Origin of the sequence: Dehalococcoides sp. THU4 (assembly GCF_043231265.1) — a bacterium.
GTDB lineage: Bacteria > Chloroflexota > Dehalococcoidia > Dehalococcoidales > Dehalococcoidaceae > Dehalococcoides > Dehalococcoides mccartyi.
Genome location: NZ_CP171266.1, coordinates 1,196,418 through 1,212,954, shown reverse-complemented (window position 1 = coordinate 1,212,954; position 16,537 = coordinate 1,196,418). Strand labels below are relative to the sequence as shown.

The window sequence follows — 16,537 nt, the reverse complement described above, 5'->3', positions numbered from 1 at the left end:
CTTATTTAGCGGCGGGGAAACCCGCCGCAATTACATACAGCGGTTTGGGGTGTCCGTTCAGGTTCATAGATTTGCAAACAGTTTCTTCCGTAAAAGCACCGATTACTACACTCCCTAAACCCGAAGACACACATTCCAGACAAAAATTTTGAGCCGCGTGACCCACTTCAAAATAAGCATACTTGTCAGCGCTTTTGCCATACCTTTTTATCAGCTCATCAGGACGGTAGCAGATAACCAGCGAAAAAGGTGCATCAGCCACAAAATCCTGATTAAAACACCCCTCCGCCAGCTGAAGGCGGAAATCACCGCCTAGCTGCAGATGAAGAACGTGCCTCTCCGGATTATACCGGTAAACACCGGCATCTAAGCCTTCCACCCCTTTATCACCGGCTATAATATAAAGTTCCAGCGGGTAAATTGCCCCGGCACTGGGTGCAGAGCGCAATTTATCTACCGTATCGGTAATACCGTCTGAAGCCCATAACAGCTGGGATAATATTTCTTTGGTCAGCCCGCGGCTTGAAAAGGCTCTCACCGAACGCCGTTTATTTATAGCTTCTTCAACTGTCATTTTGCCCCGGACAGCAGGCGGGGGTAATTTTATAATATCGGCCATTTAACCCTTGATTACTCCTAATGGTCTGGTTTTAAATATATTTCGGGCAATACCGGCTTTGTGGGTTACTTCTACCACATCTGCCACATCCTTGTAGGCTTCCGGGGCTTCTTCAGCCAAGCTGTCTATATCACCTGCCATCACACTTATACCCTGGGCTCTAAGGTTTTCCATAAGCTGCGGAACGGAAGCAGTTTTTTTGGCCAAGCTTCGGCTTAGCATCCGGCCTGCACCATGGCAGGTAGACCCAAAAGTTTCTTTCATGGCAGTTTCGGTGCCCACAGCCACATATGAGTACCTGCCCATATCACCGGGTATTATAACAGGTTGCCCCACTTTTCGGTAAATCGCGGGTATTTCAGGCCGCCCGGCCGGAAAAGAGCGGGTTGCACCCTTGCGGTGGACACATACGTTCTGCATTTTCCCGTCCACCATATGTGCTTCTATTTTGGCAATATTATGAGCCACATCGTATATCTGGTTCATACCCAAATCCTGCCGCCCTTTTTCAAATACCTTCATAAAGGCATCCCGCGCCCACTGGGTAATGCACTGGCGGTTAGCCCAGGCGTAATTGGAAGCACAAGCCATAGCAGCCAGATAATTCTGCCCGTCTTCTGATTTTAACGGGGCACAGGCCAGCTGGCGGTCAGGCAAATTTATCCCATATTTCCTGACTGTCTCATTAAGCAGCTGGACATAGTCAGTGCATACCTGATGTCCCAAACCCCGCGAACCGGTGTGGATAAGAAAAAGCACCTGACCGGTTTCCTGCACCCCAAATACTGAGGCCACTTCCGGGTCAAATATCTCAGCCACCACCTGTACTTCCAGAAAATGGTTCCCCGAACCCAGTGTACCCAGCTGGGAGGAACCCCTGGTTTTAGCCTTGGGGGAAACCCTGTCCGGATTAGCACCGGACAGACTGCCGCATTCCTCAGTCAGGCTGATATCTTCAGCCTCGCCCATGCCCTTTTCCAGCGCCCAGTTTCCGCCGTGGGTCATAACGCTATCCATATCCGGCTGGCTCAGCTTTATATTACCGCTGCCGCCAACGCCGGAAGGTATTTTGGCAAAAAGTTCAGCCAAAAGTTCATCTATCTTAGGCTGTACCTCCCGGACACTCAGGTTTGTCCGCAAAAGGCGGGTGCCGCAATTTATATCAAAACCAACGCCGCCGGGTGAAATTACCCCGTCACTTATCCGGGTGGCCGCCACCCCGCCTATAGGAAACCCGTAACCCCAGTGAATATCAGGCATAGCCATAGACTTGCCGACAATACCAGGCAGAAATGCCACATTGGCAATCTGCTCTATAGCATGCTCCTCCCATATTTGGCTGAGCATAGGCTCACTGGCATACACCAGACCGGGCACTTTCATACCGGTTTTGTAGTTTTGGGGAATTTCCCAGCGGTAATCATCTATTTTTTTTAGTATTCCCTGCCACGGGCTGGTCATAACTGCCTCCTAGATATCCAATACCACTTGTAGCTTGTACCCTCCGCTAATCTTTTTTACCTTAAGCAGGTGGTAGGTAGCGGCTTTTACATAATGGTGCAAAACAGTATCAGCCGTAATTTTCTGTCCGAAACAGGTGGCTGAAAGCCTGAAATCAGGGCTAACGGCTACCTCAAACCGGCCAAATACCATCTGATGCGTATCAAATATGTAGATAAGCTCGTTCAGCCATTTAACCAGCAGATTTTCATAGCTGTCCGAACTGAATGCCAATGATACGGCTTTATCCTGCTGCAAAGTTGAGGTATCGATGATAAGGCTGAAAAGCCCGCTGGCTGCAAAGGCAAAAGCAACACTCAAATCTGCCCCCTGGGCTATTATGCCCGTGTCGGCAGTATGCTGCATCAGCTTATATCCGGAAAACATGGCTATTTATTATAACATTTTAAATATTCACGAGCGTAAATTTCTTTCAGCTTTGACCATCATTTAGTATAATATAAGCGAATAAACGGAATCGGAGTGAATATGGGCGAAATTAAATCTGCTCTTGAAATCGCCATGGAAAAGCTAAAGGATATTGAAGAGGTTACCGAGGAAGAAAAAGCCCGCTGGAAATACCTGCCGGCTGGAGAAAAGCTGGGAGCGGCCTATCTGAAAGGAAATGTAGACCTCAAAGCGGAACTTCAACAGTACAGCGGAAAAGCGGGTGAGTACGTGGCAAAAGGTATAGAAAACCTGCTGTCATCCCTGATAACCCTGCCGGAAAATGAAGCCGCCAAGCGTACTAACGAAACAGCCATGGAAGGCATAAAAAGTATCAAGGAAGATAAAGAGGCCGCCGAAGCAGTTATCTCCCAGATGGTGCAAATCCTGACCCATTATGCTGACCAGGGGGAAAAACAGCGCCGCAGCGCTTATGACCAGCTAAAACAGCAGTATTCCCAGTACCTGCAAAAAGCCATGCAGCAGGGAATGGAAATGCCCCCGGGGCTGTCAAATGACATAGAGAAGCACCCCCGTTTTCAGGAAAAATGGAGGAAACGGAAAAATGAACTTGAAGCCCGGTATATAGAATCTCTGGCTCAAATGAAACAAGCACTTTCACAAATAAAATAGGGGTCTAGTGTGGACGATTCTCTGATTTTTAAAGCAGTGGCAAATACCCGGATACTCCGTCCGCCCAAACAGCGGCTGGCGACTTTCGGTATTACCAATATAGATTATTACCTGCTGACTACGCCGTCTTATCCCGTTGAGGATGGGGACGCGTCTTCACCTGCGGAAACGGTGATACGGGAAGGCAAAGTAATAGTCCAGCAGCCGCGGATAGTTACGCCTTATTATCTTAGCCGCCTGGAAGGCTTCTCTGACGAAGCAAAACGCTATTTCAGCCTGCTGGTTGACCGGTACGGCTCTCAGGCACCGGGGCTGATGTATGCCTATAAAAATGAATCCAAAGGGCTTAACATAGTACCGGGAGAACTGCATATGGTAGCCCAGAATATAAACCAGCAACTGGATAGGGATAAAATTGAACTATCCACCATTATAGAGGGCGAAGATATCCTCTGGGATGTTTCTCTGCTCAAATTCATTTACGACCTTACCCGCCATTCGCTTCAGGGCAACCTCTCAGATTTGGGCAGCCGGGGACGGCTGGGAGTAGGTGCTGACGGCGTACCCAGCGATGCCCGTTTTCATATTGAGGAGCTGTTTTCCAAAGCACTCAGGGACGAAGCCGACCCCAAAGACCTTAAAGACGAGCTGGAGCGCTGGGAGCTTTTTAATGAATATCAGGACCGTTTTTTTGCCCTGTTTAAGAAAAAATAAGGGGAAGACTGATGAAAATTACCTCAGTGGAAGCCAGAGACCTCTCCGAAGCATGGTTTTTGTGCCTAAGACAGGTGCTGACAGATGGTTACGAATACACTATTGAACGCGGCAGTTATACGGGGCAAAAACGCAAAGAACTGGATATGATAACTGTCCATATTAAGAATCCCGGCAACCGCCCCCTTATACCGGATGTCCCCCTCGGCGTACCTGCCCCATCCACTCTGGAATATATAGACAACTACCTGCCTTACCTTATGACCGCCCACCGGGCAGAGGGTGAACAATATACTTACGGCCAGTACCTTGAAGCCCAGATTGCCAAGGTCATAAAAATGTACCGGGACACAGGCTTCAATACCAACCAGGCCTTTATGACCGTAGGTAACCCCGAAACGCTGGATTTGGAAGACCCGCCCTGCCTGCGCAGTATAGATACCAGAATCCGCTACGGAAAACTTCATTTCGTTATATATTTCCGCTCATGGGATTTGTGGGCAGGTTTCCCGTCTAATCTGGCCGCTATCCAGATGCTCAAAGAATACATGGCCGCCGAAATAGGGGTGGAGGACGGCGAGATTATCGCCATGAGCAAGGGTATGCATATATATGATTATGCATGGGATATAGCCAAAACCGCCGCCGGTATGAACGGCGCTTAGATATTTGGCATTTCTGCTTATTTGTACTATAATGCTGAACGTTCTTTTCAAAAACAGACAGCTTTGTATTTGTCACAAACTGGGTATAGTGTTAAAATATGGGTGTTTTAAACGTGGGCCGATAGCTCAATTGGCAGAGCAATTGACTCTTAATCAATTGGTTGGAGGTTCGAGTCCTCCTCGGCTCACTTTATAATGGTTTTAAAGCGGTCAGGCGTGGTATTGACCGCTTTTCTGTTTGCCGGTGATTTCAGAGCTTGCAAGAAGGAATTAAAAATGGCCAAACAAGATTTACCACCTCTGATAGAGTTTAAGAACATAAGCCTGGTACGCGGTGAACGCCTGTGCCTGAAAAATATAAATCTGATTATAAACCAGGGGCAAAGCCTGGCAATCCTCGGCCCGAACGGGGCAGGCAAATCCAGCCTGATTAAAACCATAACCCGCGAACTGTATCCGATTTTTGACCCCCAAAACTCAAGCCTGCGTATACTGGGACGGGAGAACTGGGACGTGTTTGCGCTGCGAAGCCAGCTGGGCATAGTATCAGCCGAAGTTTTAAACCAAAATATCAGCCAGACCTGCAAAGAAGCAGTGCTAAGCGGGTATTTCGGCTCACCATATCTGCACGATGCCGGATTAGTCAGCACGGAGATGGAAAACTATGCCAATGAAGTAATGCAGCTGCTGGAAATAGACAAACTGGCGGATAGGCTGACCGATGAGATTTCAAGCGGTGAAACCCGCCGGGTGGTTATTGCCAGAGCTTTAGTAAACAAACCCCAAAGCCTGCTGCTGGACGAACCGACTACCAACCTTGACATGAAATCCGCCCACCAGTTACGCAAACTGCTCAGCAAAATTGCCGGTCTGGGCACCCAGATAATACTGGTAACCCATAACCTTAGTGACATAATACCCGAAATAAACAGAGTGGTTATGCTGAAAGACGGCAGCATTTTCCGGGACGGGGTAAAAACCAAGATACTGACCGAAGCTAATTTTGCAGAGCTTTTCGGGTTTGAAGTAAACCTATTGAGCAAAGACGGTTTTTATCATATATACTAGCACCTGATACAAATCAAAAGCCCTCTGTTTCCAGAGGGCTTTTTTATACAGCTAATGTAATATTTTTATTACATTCCTTCCTGGTCACCCAGCTTAATAGCTTTATCCATTTCTTCTTTAAGCAGGGGAGGCAAGCCTTCAACATCTACATTCAAAAAGCCGCGTACAATGGCGGCCGTAGCTTCGTCTTTATTTAAACCCCTGGCCATCAGGTATTCAACTTCCTCTTCGGCTATTTTACCCACCGCAGCCTCATGGGACAAATCCACTCCGGCCACCTTACCCATAAGCTCCGGTATGGCATAAATAATGCCGTTATCACCCAGGATAAGCCCGCGGCACTCCAGATGCCCCTTGCAATCCGGCACTTTTCCTTCAATATACCCGCGGGAGATAATCTCCCCGCCGGTGGTCAGGGCGCGGGTAATAAGCTCTGTCCGGGTATGCCTGGCATTTAAAAAGACCCGCGAACCGACATCCATTTTAGAGCCGGGAGGGCAAACCATAACACTGTTAAAACGGGCAACTGCATTTTCGCCATTCAGATAGGCCACCGGGTATGACTGCAGGTTTTTAACAGTTTTCATGACAACGTAATTACTCAGGAAAACCCCGTCCTCTTCCACTATGGCACCGGTACGCGGACGCACGGCTATATCCGGTGACCAGGTATGTATCATGGTAAAGGTTACTTTAGCACCCTTTTTTATAAAAAACTCGGTCACACCCAGATGCAGACCGGTCTCGGTGCGGTGAGCGGAAGTACAGCCGGTAATAATATGCAGCTCAGAACCTTCTTCGGCAATAATAATGTTGTGGACATTCTGTATAGCCTGGTTTTTAGCCATGTACATACAGGACTGGACAGGGAATTCGGTTTTTACACCGGGAAGCGCCCGTATAAAATAGCCGTCTGCCTTGTTAAGTTCAACATGGGCGGTATATTTATCCGCATCTACAGATACCGCTTTCCACCAGTAATCTTTCAGCCAGTCATACTTCAAAGCGGCTTCACTGGTTGACATAATCTCTATGCCATCCTGCTGGGTAGAGAAATGGACGGGGCGGTTATCCATCTGGATAAATGTTCCGCTGCGTTCCTTAAGGTCATCCAGTATTACACCTGACTCAAGCATACGGGATTTATCTTCAGCCCCAAGTTCAGACGGTTTATTTACGTATTTATGGTCATCGGTATTATCGGTATATTTTTCTAATAAAATATCATCACCGATGGCGGGTTTTTTATTTACAGCAGCACCGGCTTTATCAGCCAGATTAGGCCTTAGATCTTTCGGGGACATTCTACACACTCCTGATAACCGTTCTGCTTTATAGTTTCCAGCATATCCCTTGGGTCACCGGTGCAATTTATGCGTCCGTGGCAGAGCACATAACCGGTACGGGCGTTTACATAATCCAGAATATGCCCGGTATGGGTTATTACCAGACCACCCCGTTTGCGTTCGCGGATAGGGTGTTTTTTCTCCAGCAAATCATTTATAAGGCTGCCGATAAGAGCAATATTTTCCAAATCTACCCCGGATTCAGGTTCATCAAGCAGCACCATATCCGGCCCTTGTGCCAGTAACTGCAAAAGTTCGGAACGCTTTATTTCACCCCCGGAAAAGCCGTGGTTTACGTCTCTTTCCAGAAAATCTGTCATGTGGGCTTTTTTGGCAAGCTCATCAATCAAACCTGAGTCTTCTTTAGTCCGAAGCGAACTCCTTACCATTTCCCTCAGTTTTACCCCACGGACTACCGGCGGGCGCTGAAAACTTATGCCTATACCTAAACGGGCACGCTCATCAATGGGGACATGGGTAATATCTTTGCCATTAAATATAAGCTGTCCCTGGGTTATCTTGTACCGGGGAAAGCCCATCAGAGTCATCAGCAAAGTAGTTTTGCCGCTGCCGTTAGGCCCGAAAATGACATGGGTTTCTCCGGCAGGCAGTACCAGGTCAACTCCGTGGAGTATCTCACGGCCATCTACCTCAACGTGTAGGTCTTTTACCTCAAGCAAAATTTCTGAATCCATTTTAAATACCCCTGAATTTATGCTTAGTATATATTAAATGTTACCAGTAAAGCGGCGGATATGCAATTTGCACGCCAACCGGCGGCATGACCATTTTACCTTAGCGGCGCTTGGGAACGGTGAGTGCCGCCAAAGCGGTGGTAATAACCGCAAACAGTATCAGAACCCCGCACTGAAAGCCTACTTCAGCCAGATTTTTCCCCTGAAGCATTATTTCCCGCATGCCGTCCACGCCATAGGTCAGCGGCAGTATATTTGACAGGTACTGAAGCCATTCCGGCATTTGGGAAACCGGCCAGATAACACCGCACAAAAACACCTGGGGGACAATAATAAGCGGTATAAACTGGACCATTTGAAATTCATTTTTGGCAAAACTGCTGGTGAAAATGCCCAGTGTTACCGCCCCGGTAATAATAAGCACCTGAAAGAACAGAATCTGCCAGAGTTCACCCTGAAAGTTGACTCCCAGCACGTATATGGTAAAAAGAACAATGATAAGTGTCTGCAGCAGGGCAAACACGAAAAAACCCAGCAGATAACCGGCAACTATGTCCAGACGGGAAACAGGTGCAGCCATAAGCCTTTCCATAGTACCCTGAGATGTCTCCCTAAGGAATGAAATGCCGGTCAGCAGGAAGCTGAAAAACAGGGCTAAAGTGGCCAGCATGGCCGGGGCAATATAATCAAGTACAGTGGCATCCAGGAAACTTACCCCTATAAGCCCCATAACTACCACCGGAACTACTATAATAAGGGCCATAGTCCGCCGGTCATGGAGCAACTGGCGGATAAGCCTCTGGGCAATAGCCAGTATATTATTCATGGCTGAGAGCACCTCCTGTGCGGATGGAATATAAAAAGGCGTCTTCCAAACTGGCATCGGCATTGCCTGTAGCCGCCTTTAATTCTGACGGAGTACCTTCGGCAATAACTCTGCCCTCACGCAGAAATGCCAGGCGGTCACAGTGGGCGGCGTCATCAAGGGTATGACTGGATATTACTATTGTTACCCCCTTCTGGTTCAAGCTCTTAAAGTACTCCCAGAAGCGGCAGCGCAGTTCGGGGTCAAGCCCCACAGTGGGTTCGTCTAAAAATATTACCGGCGGATTATGGACAATGGCACAAGCCAGACTTACCCTCTGTTTCATGCCTCCGGAAAGGTTCATAACAGCATCATCCCGTCTGTCCCAGAGGTCTACCAGCCTGATTACTTCTTCTATACGGGCTTTACGCAGTGTTTTATCCCGCAGCCCGTAGATACGGGCAAAAAAGTCTATATTCTGGCTGACTGTCAGTTCGGTATACAGGGAATGTATCTGGGGCATGTACCCCAGCTGATATTCCAGCTGGCGGCTGAACTCTTTGCCCAGTATAGCAAGATATCCGTTTTTTTGGCGGAGAAGCCCCACCATTATCCGGATAAGAGTGGTTTTGCCTGCCCCGTTAGGCCCCATTATCCCGAAGCTTATACCGCAGGGAATCTCCAAACTCAAATCATCTAAAGCTTTAATGCGCTTATAGCTGAAAGATATATCCCTCAAGCTGATAGCTGTATCAGTCATAACGTGTCCCTTTCTGTCTGGACAAAAGCTTTTTAAAAACCAACCCCTTGGCCCGACTCTCAGCCGGATATTCCCAAGTTTTCAGAACTGCTCTTGATTCATAATACCCGCAGCAAGCGCACACCCGCAAGAGTTAGTATCAATATAGTTAGATTTATTAGTGCGAAACGGGAGTTTATGCTAATATGAAAGTGAAAGCTTTATATACGGGAAGGTGAATTGAAGACTAGACTGGCAAACTACATCTCTGATATTTTCAATCCGCTTACACTTAGCATATTGTTTGTTTTCCTTTTGGCCAAAGACTCTACCGCCAATTTGTGGGAAGCCGCCAAATGGTCATTTATATTTATAGCCCTGTGCATGCTGCCGATATTTCTGGTCATTTTAAATATGGTCAAAAAAGGTAAACTAAAGTCAGTCTTTTCAAACCCCCGTGAGCAGCGCCATGTTTTATATGTTTTAGGTTCGGTGCTGGTGGGCGCCGCTTTGATAATACTGGTATTTATCGGCGCGCCGGACAAACTGATTGCCGCTTTATTTGCCGGTTTTGTCTCCAGCGTACTTTTTATGATAGTAAATTTCTTCTGGAAGATAAGCGTTCACACCGCGTTTGCCAGCGCCTTTTTCAGTATAGCTTTAGTGCTTTACGGCTACAGTGCTTTGGGTTTTATTTTGCTGGTACCCATGATGGCCTGGGCCAGAGTTTACTTAAAAGAACATACAGTTGGGCAGGTAACTGCCGGAGCATTGCTGGCGGGCACAGTGATAGTAACTGTTTTTAATATTTTCAATATGGTCAATCTCTAAGTAGTCCGGGTAAAAAACGTCTTCTTTTCTTTGGCACATATAAGCTGTACAGCCTGACGCCCTGAAAGTATTACCCCCGGCACACCCCCTAATACCCAGTGTCCTGCCAGATAAAGGTTGGACAGCCCCTCTAAAGTCCGTCTTGATTCGGCCTTGAAATTTAAGACATTCAAACCCCAGCCTTCCGGCGCACCCTGATGATTTAAGGTATAACGGCTGAAAGTGCAGGGAGTAGCAATATCCCTGACCTCCACTGCTTGGGATACGCCAGAATACAGCATATCCAGATTGTCCAGTATTTCAGCCGCCAGCCGTTCTTTTTCAGCGGTGTATTTACTAAGGTCGGTCTGCTTAAGGTTGTTCCAGTAAACCCATTCGGTTTCAAACTCTACCTGAATAACACTCTTGCCTTCAGGTGCAAAGTGACTGCTGTAGTTAAATATCCTAAGGAACAGCTGCCGGATATCCCGGTTACCAACCTGTAAGGGCTTTTTTAAAAAAATTGTATTAAAAACATTTTCATTTTCAAAAGTGCGTTTTACCCCAAAGCTGGCCACAAAATATGGCAGGCTGAGTTCAGAGGTATCAAACTTGTTTTGGAGCTTTTTGCCTATATACTTGCCGTCAAGCAGGTGAAAAACTGTATTATAAATATCACCGGCCGAAATAACGTAATCTGCATAGTCTTCAGTCCCGTCAGCCAGCCTGACCCCGATTGCACAGTCATTCTGAACCAGTATCTTTTCCACCGTAGCAGAATAGGTTAGTTCCCCGCTCAAATCTTCATACCGTTTTTCTATCCGGCGGACAAAATCTTTACAGCCTCTTGCCAGGTAGCTTATTTGCCCGTCACCGGCAAGTGCCAGCAGCATGACTACAAACCAGACAGGAACTTGGGGGGTAAAGAGATTATTCAGGCAGTCCGCCAGCCAGCGGCTTTGCATTAAGGAAGTATACTCTGCCATACTTTTTGCATACCGGCCGGACATATACTTAACCAGACCGCGCATTTTCCAGATAGCCGTAAGCCTGTCCATGCCGGAGGTAAGTTCCGGCGGATTAAGCTGCCCGTACGTAGCTAAATCTTTGCCGGAAAAAGCATGTACCGCCGCTACCAAACCATCTATCAAGGGAGCATCTGCAGGGGAAAGCATTTTCATCTCCAGCGCCAGTTCAGAAATATTAATGGGTATATCCAGCTGCCTTCCCTGCTCAATATCAATAAAACTGCCGTATGATTTCATGGTCACAAAGTTGGCAGGGTCTGCCACCCCAAGCTGGCGGTAGATATTATATAAATCAGTGCCGTTTTTGTAGCCGGTAATGAAGTGAATACCGCCGTCAACCAGGTAATCACCCCGCCGCCAGGAGGCGGCAACACCGCCGGGCTTGGTATGATGCTCATAAATACGGGTATCATAACCATTCATGCGGGAATAACAACCGGCAGAAAGCCCGGCTAAACCCGCACCAATAATGATAACCTTTTTTGCAGACACGGCGGCCTCCTGAAATACAGCCGAATGATAATCCGCTTTTATAAAAGCGTCAATAGCTGAAAACGGCATAAAAAAACCGCCTGCGTCAGGCGGTTTAGTATACGTTGGCTCCCCGAGTAGTTCAATACACAGAACTTTCCGAGCTGTATTCGAAATTCCGGTAAATCGATTTAAACATAACCTGATAAAGGTTGGCAAGCGACAATACCGTAACCCTATTTACTTAGCTAGAGAATGGCGTGTCCTCTTAGATAATGGCAAGTGTTCATCTCCGGCAGCTTTATCTCGCTACCTACAAGTCTCTAGAGCCAGGGTAACCCAAATTATAAACCTTCTACAATTATCAACCGAAGTCAAAGACTTGATTTTATCTCTAGGTGATCCATTAAAAGTGCCTACCGTGTCTGAGAGGAGATTGAGGCCTTTATTGACACTACCCCCTGATCAACAAAAGAGCCGAGTGGAAATCATGCTCTCAAAAGCCGTTAAAGCTCTTCGTTGAAAATAGATATTGACATCTTCCTCTCAAGTTGGAAATATGAAAAAAGGAATCCAATTTGAGGAGGTAAAATGTTACATTTTGAAGAATATGTGGCTCGTCGTAAGAAGGAAGACCGACTTAATGAATTCGATATAGCTGCTCGTGCTGAAAACATAAAGACTTGTGTGAATTATGTCTTTGAATACTTCAACAATTACTTATGTTTCTATTAGCTGGTAACCCGTTTTTTCTTGAGACGTTTTTATAATGTCGCCGCAGTAGGGACAGTAATATGCATTAGACGAATTATCAACAGGAGTACACCTTGCAAGTGGTGTTTTGCGAAGGCATTTTAGACATTGAAAAGTCATTGAATATACTTGGTAGTGAATGATAGCTTTAGACCCACATATATGGCAGTTAGAGTTATACAACTCAGATATTGGGGAGCTTACCTTCTGCATTAAACGAGCGTATTCTTCATTCAATTTCGGTAAATCTGTCGATGAGCAGAAACCATTTGAAATAAATGTCGCTGCAGGTGACCTATCTATAGCTATTGCTTTCCTTCCCAAACTCAACGCTGATAACGCCGTACCTCCAGAACCACAAAATTGATCTAAAACAAGATCTCCCGGTTGAGTATAATGCTCAATATACTGTTCTATGGCTTCGTGAGCTTTTTTTGACCAGTAGGCATGCATATTAAATATGTCATATTCTCTTTGAGCATTTATGGGTTCGGAGAAAGAATCTATCCCATAGTCTTCGTTAGTTGAATATGGCCGACTTTTAATATGTTGTTCAACAAAAGCAGGAAGATTTAGGTTGGGCTTATCCCCGGAATAATACCCTTCTGGCATTTTGGGAGTATCTTCACTAAATAAATTGCCAGTTTGGACTTCATGTTCGTTATCCATCATTATTCCTTTATCTCCCAAAGATGGTTTTCAGCAATCAGATTTGTCGGTAATGTATAATCACTGGCTTCCATTTCATGAAACATTATTATCCTTCCGCGGGACCTTCTTCCCGGCAGTAAAAGCAACACACGGTCTTCATCCGCAGCCATGGTCCGGAGTAGGTTAAGTTCAATATGATATGCAAACAACATCTCCAGATTGGATAGTACCAACATACCTTTGCCGGTTAGATTAGCCCGGAGAAACCTCTCAAATGCCTTGCTGACATGGGCAGCTGTAGGTTCAGGCATTTTGGCTTCATTCTCTGCCAGTTTTCTAAACTCATCATCTGGTAGTGAGTCCAATATGCCTCTATTGACGTTAGTAGGCTTGGGGAAAAGTTGACCGTCAGTTGTTTTTGCTTGATGCAGCTTCTTAGCAAAATTATCAAGCTGGGTATAGGTCCCCATTACCCCGTATAAATGGCGGCCACCAGGTACAGTAAGTTTTTGACGGAGTACATCGATTATCTCGGTAGACTTCATACCTTTTCACCTTTGGAAGCAAGTTTCTCAACCACTTCGGCTAGAGCATATTTTGTCGTGAATTGTCGGATATTATCTATCTCTGAAATCTTGGTGATAAACCCCTGGTTACGTACCTCGTAAAGACTATTGAGGATTTGCTCCGGGTTCCAAAGCATGGCTTTAATCACACGGTTACTGTTAAGTTTCTCGATATCATACATTCCGGGTTCAGGGAACTCGCTGTGCAGGACAAAAACAAAGGATGCAACGGGAACTGCCCTTAAGGAAAACGCTATTTGGTTACCTTTCTTACTCGCAATTTCCGCGCCGAACAACGCCTCGCACACTGCAGAAGTAGCGTCGTTTATTGCTTTGGATTCCGGATAACGGGAACGGAGATATTCGGATACAGCATCCCGATTGATAGAACCAGCTCCAATATTCGGCAGCATTATGCTTTGAATAAAGTCCAGCATTAACGGCTGAGCCTTGCAGAATTTGTAGAAACAAACGTCTTTCAATTCTCGGCTTCCCGGGAACGTATGGGCGAACTTGATCAGGGGGAGAATGGAGGCATTATCCCCGAACATATTAAATTTGATATATCTCCCCCGGCGAGTCCTGGTCTGCACAGAATTAAAAGGAAGATTCTTATTTAAGAAATCAGTTATTTCCTTCATGGAGTTAGTGAATGGAAGCTTAGGTAATATTTGTATCGTTTCTTTAAGCACTGCCTTACCAAAAAGCTCAGTGCCACGCCTGGTTGAACTTTTTTCCTTGCCTGATATTTCGATTGATTTATCTTTAACCACATTTTTCTCAGGGACTATCTCAGCAGGGGAAACAGAATCGAACAAAGTAGTTTGAACTGGAGGCTCGACCTCTTTTTGTACTATCTGTTCGGTCGAATGAAATTCTTTGCGAATATAATCGACCAGTTTCAAGAGGACTGCGCTGGTTTCCTTTATTTCCTGTGATTGGCAAAGACGTTCCATAGGAGCTGTCAACAACGAGGAAAGACTACCGTATTCTGCCAACAACCGTTTAGCCAGTGGCTGAACGTCCCTCTGGGGTATAGTATAGGTTAGAAGAAGCTCAAGCAAAGCAGCTTCTGAATGAGAAATCGTATCACTCTTAACGAAACGCTCTCTTAGTCTTTGTCTATGACCTTTATTTTCCAAATCAGGCATCGTCAACTCTTTATTACTTTGTTTTCTTGGAACTCAATTTGTTTTGGGCGCCACCTGACTTAACCCACTCGTCAACTTCTTGTTTATTGAATTTCCAAAGCCGGCCGATTTTGTGGCCAGGCATTTGTCTCTCATCAATCCACCTGTAGACTGTATCTCGTTTAATACCGAGATGATCCGCAATTTGATCTACAGATAACCATCGGTCTTCCATTTTAAGTCTCCGCTTTTATGTGCTACAGCAGTAATGTGATAACCGGCGTTCAAGGTAAGTGGCTCGAATAAACAACCACAGCGTATACCACGAGCATCGTCATTGTCAAGGATTTTTTCCTATTATGTCTGTGTTTATTAAGATATGACCCAGTATATTCCATATCACATTCTGGATAAAAAAAGGGGACCGAGAATATTCCCGATCCCCTTTTGAGCAGATTACCGTCGATAAAATTAGAATTCAAACAATGCTGGCTGTTCTACTTTCCTCTTGGATGCCTCCTCTTCTTTCTGCTGGCGTCTTCCATCCCGTTCTAGTTCCTGTCTGGCCGTGGTTCGCCGGCAGTAAAGCCATTCTTTGAGACGGCTCAGGTCTGCCATCTGCTGTTCTGTGAGTGAATCAACCCTGATATCCTCTGGTATGTCACCCTTGCGCCATCGAGTATAGGTTTTACCAGCGACGTAAAGATAAATCTGACTCCAATCACCGTCCATCGGTATAGTCAGTGAGGCAGTGTTAAGATAGGCACAGGCTTCTGCATCGGTACCGGTTAGTAGTTCTCCCTTGGTAGCTTTCATGTTATCGGTCAATCTTTCCAGGGTAATGGCGTTCTTTAGCCATTCCGGGAGAGTATCCCCCCAACCCCCTGGGTAGACAATGATAGGATCGGTTAAGGTGCCGACAAGGTCATCTATCATCGAGTTCACGTTTTTAGACATAGTAACCCTCCTTGTATTTGTATTTTTGTGGTAAAGGTCTAGTATTCATCGGGAAATAGGATAGCGGTTGAGCTCCGGTCAGCCTCGGTTATTATCCAAATAGTCGCTACCCCGTTTTGAGGAAAGCGGTTATCGATGTAGGCTGATAGCAAACGTGTGCCTTGTTTCATTGCTTGGTTGTTGCTCTGTTTGTCCTCTTCGTCCACATCACCCCAGTCACCTTTTACATGGCGATTGAGAGACTTCTGGATGAATCGGGCAAACTCGGGGTTCTCACAGGCGAGGTCGTAGACTCCTCGGGTCGCGACGATCTGGCCGGTGTTGAAAGCAGCATTGATTACGAATAATGTATTCATTGTTTTCTCCTTTTTAGAGTATAGTTACCCCTTCAATTAATTGGGAATTAGCCTTCTAATCCTTGAACCTGGTTATGTGCAGGCAGGCGTAATGTGACCTGAAGTTGTCAATCGGGCTTTCCCAGAAGCCGTTGCGGAAATCCAACAAGTAATGCCAGTAGCCCTGGTATTCCTGTTCACGTACAGCTACGAGGTAGTCGGTGAAAATTCTGACGGCTGCCGATTTAGCTCCCCAAAGCACAATGACACTTGGGATATAGGCCTGGTCGCTCTTAAGTCTCATGGGATGCCATTCCAGTTGCAGCCGTTGGAGTTTCAGGTTATCCAACCAGAAGTGCCGTCCGCCGGCGTCATACGAGCCAATATAGATATCCTTCCCTTCCAGCTCTTCCAGTATCTCCATCAGGCGCTTTACGGCTTCCCTTCGTTTCTTGCGTAGTGGTATCTGGACAGCCTTCCGTCCCAGCTTCACAGTGGTAGTCGGCTCTGGTTCGGCAAGCTTCACTCCACCAAACAAGTCCATCTGTCCTGTGGTCATATTGCTTACTCCTTTCTGTTCAGATTTTGGGCACAGTAACCCCTTC

Annotated in this window: 20 protein-coding genes and 1 tRNA gene; 6 read left to right on the top strand and 15 right to left on the bottom strand. The window is 46.3% G+C overall.

The annotated features are described in order from the left end of the window. Position 1: 1 nt before the first annotated feature. The 3 genes from ACE6F3_RS06515 to ACE6F3_RS06505 are packed head-to-tail and all read right to left on the bottom strand — an operon-like array spanning position 2 to position 2,485. Positions 2-619 carry a SagB/ThcOx family dehydrogenase gene (locus ACE6F3_RS06515; RefSeq protein ID WP_077975278.1) on the bottom strand — a complete coding sequence of 206 codons (618 nt, stop codon included), beginning with the start codon at positions 617-619 and terminating at the stop codon, positions 2-4. Then, positions 620-2,080, bottom strand: a complete 1,461-nt coding sequence (locus tag ACE6F3_RS06510) for an RtcB family protein (protein WP_279115670.1) — start codon at positions 2,078-2,080, stop codon at positions 620-622. A 9-nt stretch (positions 2,081-2,089) separates the two neighbouring features. Further along, a complete protein-coding gene (locus tag ACE6F3_RS06505) occupies positions 2,090-2,485 on the bottom strand; it encodes an archease (protein ID WP_279115671.1) in 396 nt (131 codons plus the stop codon). A gap of 123 nt (positions 2,486-2,608) precedes the next feature. Between ACE6F3_RS06505 and ACE6F3_RS06500 the strand changes: the two genes are divergently transcribed. From ACE6F3_RS06500 to ACE6F3_RS06480, 5 genes are all read left to right on the top strand, one after another. Further along, positions 2,609-3,199 carry a hypothetical protein gene (locus tag ACE6F3_RS06500; RefSeq protein WP_392654712.1) on the top strand — a complete coding sequence of 197 codons (591 nt, stop codon included), beginning with the start codon at positions 2,609-2,611 and terminating at the stop codon, positions 3,197-3,199. Positions 3,200-3,208: 9 nt separating this feature from the next. Beyond that, a complete protein-coding gene (locus ACE6F3_RS06495; RefSeq protein ID WP_279115673.1) occupies positions 3,209-3,913 on the top strand; it encodes a hypothetical protein in 705 nt (234 codons plus the stop codon). Positions 3,914-3,924: 11 nt separating this feature from the next. Then, the gene (locus tag ACE6F3_RS06490) at positions 3,925-4,578 is read left to right on the top strand and encodes a thymidylate synthase (RefSeq protein WP_279115674.1); all 654 of its coding nucleotides are present in this window, start codon (positions 3,925-3,927) and stop codon (positions 4,576-4,578) included. A 115-nt stretch (positions 4,579-4,693) separates the two neighbouring features. Then, a tRNA-Lys gene (locus ACE6F3_RS06485) sits at positions 4,694-4,766 on the top strand. An 88-nt stretch (positions 4,767-4,854) separates the two neighbouring features. Next, entirely contained in the window at positions 4,855-5,646 is a 792-nt protein-coding gene (locus ACE6F3_RS06480; protein WP_279115676.1) for an ABC transporter ATP-binding protein, read from the top strand. A gap of 68 nt (positions 5,647-5,714) precedes the next feature. Here the strand turns inward: ACE6F3_RS06480 and ACE6F3_RS06475 are convergent, their stop codons facing one another. The 4 genes from ACE6F3_RS06475 to ACE6F3_RS06460 form a co-directional block, all read right to left on the bottom strand. Beyond that, the gene (locus tag ACE6F3_RS06475; RefSeq protein ID WP_010936545.1) at positions 5,715-6,950 is read right to left on the bottom strand and encodes a SufD family Fe-S cluster assembly protein; all 1,236 of its coding nucleotides are present in this window, start codon (positions 6,948-6,950) and stop codon (positions 5,715-5,717) included. Further along, positions 6,932-7,687 (bottom strand): ABC transporter ATP-binding protein, encoded by a 756-nt coding sequence (locus tag ACE6F3_RS06470; RefSeq protein WP_041342122.1) that lies wholly within the window; start codon positions 7,685-7,687, stop codon positions 6,932-6,934. The genes ACE6F3_RS06475 and ACE6F3_RS06470 overlap by 19 nt, the downstream gene beginning before the upstream one ends. Before the next feature lie 100 nt (positions 7,688-7,787). Continuing rightward, positions 7,788-8,513: an ABC transporter permease gene (locus ACE6F3_RS06465; protein WP_279115678.1), complete on the bottom strand. Its 726-nt coding sequence runs from the start codon at positions 8,511-8,513 to the stop codon at positions 7,788-7,790. Further along, a complete protein-coding gene (locus tag ACE6F3_RS06460; protein ID WP_279115680.1) occupies positions 8,506-9,252 on the bottom strand; it encodes an ABC transporter ATP-binding protein in 747 nt (248 codons plus the stop codon). The genes ACE6F3_RS06465 and ACE6F3_RS06460 overlap by 8 nt, the downstream gene beginning before the upstream one ends. Positions 9,253-9,471: 219 nt before the next feature. Between ACE6F3_RS06460 and ACE6F3_RS06455 the strand changes: the two genes are divergently transcribed. Beyond that, complete coding sequence (locus ACE6F3_RS06455; RefSeq protein ID WP_058292800.1) at positions 9,472-10,062, top strand: phosphatidic acid phosphatase; 591 nt, start codon at positions 9,472-9,474, stop codon at positions 10,060-10,062. Here ACE6F3_RS06455 and ACE6F3_RS06450 read toward each other — a convergent pair. The 8 genes from ACE6F3_RS06450 to ACE6F3_RS06415 all read right to left on the bottom strand — a co-directional run bounded on the left by ACE6F3_RS06450 (position 10,059) and on the right by ACE6F3_RS06415 (position 16,491). After that, positions 10,059-11,630 (bottom strand): NAD(P)/FAD-dependent oxidoreductase, encoded by a 1,572-nt coding sequence (locus tag ACE6F3_RS06450; RefSeq protein WP_279115682.1) that lies wholly within the window; start codon positions 11,628-11,630, stop codon positions 10,059-10,061. The two genes, ACE6F3_RS06455 and ACE6F3_RS06450, sit on opposite strands and share 4 nt — an antisense overlap. Positions 11,631-12,260: 630 nt before the next feature. Then, positions 12,261-12,746 (bottom strand): DNA methyltransferase, encoded by a 486-nt coding sequence (locus ACE6F3_RS06445; RefSeq protein WP_392655065.1) that lies wholly within the window; start codon positions 12,744-12,746, stop codon positions 12,261-12,263. Between the two features lie 218 nt (positions 12,747-12,964). Then, on the bottom strand, positions 12,965-13,489 hold the full coding sequence (locus ACE6F3_RS06440) for a hypothetical protein (protein WP_324665134.1): 525 nt from the start codon (positions 13,487-13,489) through the stop codon (positions 12,965-12,967). After that, complete coding sequence (locus tag ACE6F3_RS06435; protein ID WP_324665136.1) at positions 13,486-14,661, bottom strand: UPF0758 domain-containing protein; 1,176 nt, start codon at positions 14,659-14,661, stop codon at positions 13,486-13,488. The genes ACE6F3_RS06440 and ACE6F3_RS06435 overlap by 4 nt, the downstream gene beginning before the upstream one ends. A 13-nt stretch (positions 14,662-14,674) precedes the next feature. Continuing rightward, the gene (locus ACE6F3_RS06430) at positions 14,675-14,875 is read right to left on the bottom strand and encodes a helix-turn-helix domain-containing protein (protein ID WP_278812099.1); all 201 of its coding nucleotides are present in this window, start codon (positions 14,873-14,875) and stop codon (positions 14,675-14,677) included. A gap of 236 nt (positions 14,876-15,111) precedes the next feature. Beyond that, on the bottom strand, positions 15,112-15,597 hold the full coding sequence (locus ACE6F3_RS06425) for a hypothetical protein (protein WP_324665140.1): 486 nt from the start codon (positions 15,595-15,597) through the stop codon (positions 15,112-15,114). Positions 15,598-15,635: 38 nt separating this feature from the next. Next, positions 15,636-15,953, bottom strand: a complete 318-nt coding sequence (locus tag ACE6F3_RS06420; protein ID WP_324665142.1) for a hypothetical protein — start codon at positions 15,951-15,953, stop codon at positions 15,636-15,638. 55 nt (positions 15,954-16,008) lie between these two features. Further along, entirely contained in the window at positions 16,009-16,491 is a 483-nt protein-coding gene (locus tag ACE6F3_RS06415) for a hypothetical protein (protein ID WP_392655063.1), read from the bottom strand. Positions 16,492-16,537: the final 46 nt, after the last annotated feature.